This is a genomic window from Streptomyces sp. (genome assembly GCF_035563135.1).
Classification (GTDB): domain Bacteria; phylum Actinomycetota; class Actinomycetes; order Streptomycetales; family Streptomycetaceae; genus Streptomyces.
In genome coordinates, this window is the sequence record NZ_DATMVN010000294.1 from 1 (window position 1) to 2288 (window position 2288).

A 2288-nucleotide genomic window follows, 5' to 3' on the forward strand; every position below is an offset into this window, starting at 1 on the left:
AGAGGTCGATCACATCGGTCTGGAGCCGCCGCAGCGAGGCGTCGCAGGCCCGGCGCACATAACCGGGGCGCCCGTTGGCCACGATGTGCTGATCACCCACCAGCAGACCGCACTTGGTGGAGAGGAAGGCTTCGGACCGGCGGCCCTTGAGCGCCCGCCCGACGAGCAGCTCGTTGGTGAAGGGCCCGTACATGTCGGCTGTGTCGAGCAGTTGGACACCCGCGTCCAGCGCGGCGTGCACCGTCCGCACCGAGCGGTCACCGCGCTGCTGCGACGTGTTGTAGGCCCAGCTCATCGGCATACAGCCCAGCCCGACCGCGCCCACGGCGAGCGCCGTCGCACCGATAGTCCTGCGCTCCAACTCCCCGAACCCTCCCTCGGTACCGTGATCACGGGACCACCAGCACCCCAAAGTAACCTCTGCGGTTCCGCGCCCTTCGCATAGCCTCCTGACCATGACTTCTGCATCTGCTGCCGACGTATGGCTGCCTTTCGACGCCGAGGGGATCGAGGGGCTCCCCGAGGGTCTCAACTACCGTTTCTGGGACGGTGGCCGGGACTACCCGGCGGACCCCTCCGCGTGCGCGTTCTACGTCGTTCCGTACATGAAGGGCCCGGAGGTCGCGGTCCGCCCGCTCAAGGCGATGCACGCGGTCCAGGTCGTCCAGACCCTGTCCGCGGGCATAGACCACGTGGAGCCGGGGCTCGGCCTGCTGCCGGCCGGGGTGCGGCTGTGCAACGCCAAGGGAGTGCACGAGGCCTCGACGGCCGAGCTCGCGCTCACCCTGGTCCTCGCCTCGCTCCGAGGGGTCCCCGGCTTCGTGCACGGCCAGGACAAGGAGGAGTGGCGGTCGGGTTTCTATCCGGCGCTCGCCGACAAGTCCGTTCTCGTGGTGGGCTACGGGTCGATCGGCGCGGCCATCGAGGACCGGCTCGAACCCTTCGAGTGCGCGCGGGTGGTGCGCGTCGCGCGCTCCGCACGGACAACCGCACGCGGCCCCGTACACGCGATCGAAGAACTTCCCGCGCTGCTCCCCGAGGCCGACGTCGTCATCCTGTCCACTCCGCTGAACCCCTCCACACAAGGGCTGGTGGGCCCCCGATTCCTCGCCGCGATGCGGGACGGCGCACTGCTCGTGAACGTGGCGCGGGGCGCCGTCGTCGACACGGCGGCCCTGCTGTCCGAACTCGAGTCCGGGCGGCTTCGTGCCGCACTCGACGTGACCGACCCCGAGCCTCTGCCCGCCGGCCACCCTCTCTGGCATGCTCCCCACACGCTGATCACTCCTCATGTGGGCGGCAGCACCTCCGCTTTCCTGCCCCGGGCGAAGCGTCTGCTGGCCGGACAGCTCACCCGGTTCGCCGCGGGAGAACCGGTCGGCAACCTCGTGCTCACCACCGGCTGAACACGGTCCGGAGCCGTACGGGCGCACCGCGTTCCGGCAACAGCCCAGGTGGTCACGGAGAGTAGAGGGACTATGTCCCTGAGTGACGACCCTGGTGTATCGTCCACAAGGAGGCTGCGTCGCGGCAGGGGCGGCGCCGGGGAGGAAGCGGAACGCGAGGGGGCGAGGAGCGATGTTCGGCCAGTGGGAAGACGATCCGACGCAACGGGGTGACCAGGAGAGGCCGGCGGCAGCGAGAGCGCCAGGGACTGCCCGTGGGGCTCTCCGGTGAGCGCCCTCGGGGCTCTGCTCTCCCGGCAGCCGGCCTCCGGACGGAGTGTGGGGCTGCGCTCCCAGCTCGTTCTCGCCGCCGTCTGCGCCGGATACGCGGTAGGGGCCGCCTTCGGCTGGGGATCACCCGGAGTCGCCCTGTTCATGGGTGACTTCGGCCTCAGCGTCGCCGCCCTGATCGCCTCGGTGTCGTGCTTCCTCTACGCCCGCGCGGGCGACAGCCGGTTCCGGCCCGCGTGGTTCCTCTTCTCGCTCTCCTCGGCCATGGCCGCCGGAGGCAACGCGGTGTGGGGATGGTACGAGGTGGTGCTGGGGCGGGCGGTGCCCACGCCCTCCCTCGCCGACCTCTTCTTCCTCTGCTTCGCGCCGCCCGCCATCGTCGGGCTGCTCGTCCTGGCCAAACGGCCCGTCACCCGGGCGGGCTGGGTCTGCCTGGTGCTGGACGCGTGGCTGATCGGCGGGTCCCTGCTGACGCTCTCCTGGAGCCTCGCCCTCGCGCACACCGCGCACTTCGAGGGGGAGAGCGTGTCCGAGGCGGCACTCTCGCTCGCCTATCCGCTGCTCGACATCGTTCTCGTCAGCATGGTGCTGGCGCTCCACTTCCGGCGCTCG

Annotated in this window: 2 protein-coding genes and 1 pseudogene; 2 read left to right on the forward strand and 1 reads right to left on the reverse strand. The window is 70.5% G+C overall.

Going from position 1 to position 2288, the window contains the following annotated elements:
* On the reverse strand, positions 1 to 361 hold a 361-nt coding region (locus VN520_RS12905), incomplete at its 3' end, for an aldo/keto reductase (RefSeq protein ID WP_325747032.1).
* Between the two features lie 94 nt (positions 362 to 455).
* On the opposite strand from VN520_RS12905, the gene VN520_RS12910 reads away from it, so the two are divergent.
* Positions 456 to 1406 (forward strand): 2-hydroxyacid dehydrogenase, encoded by a 951-nt coding sequence (locus VN520_RS12910; protein ID WP_325747033.1) that lies wholly within the window; start codon positions 456 to 458, stop codon positions 1404 to 1406.
* A 267-nt stretch (positions 1407 to 1673) separates the two neighbouring features.
* Positions 1674 to 2288 (forward strand): annotated as a pseudogene (locus tag VN520_RS12915) (phosphodiesterase); the annotation flags it as partial.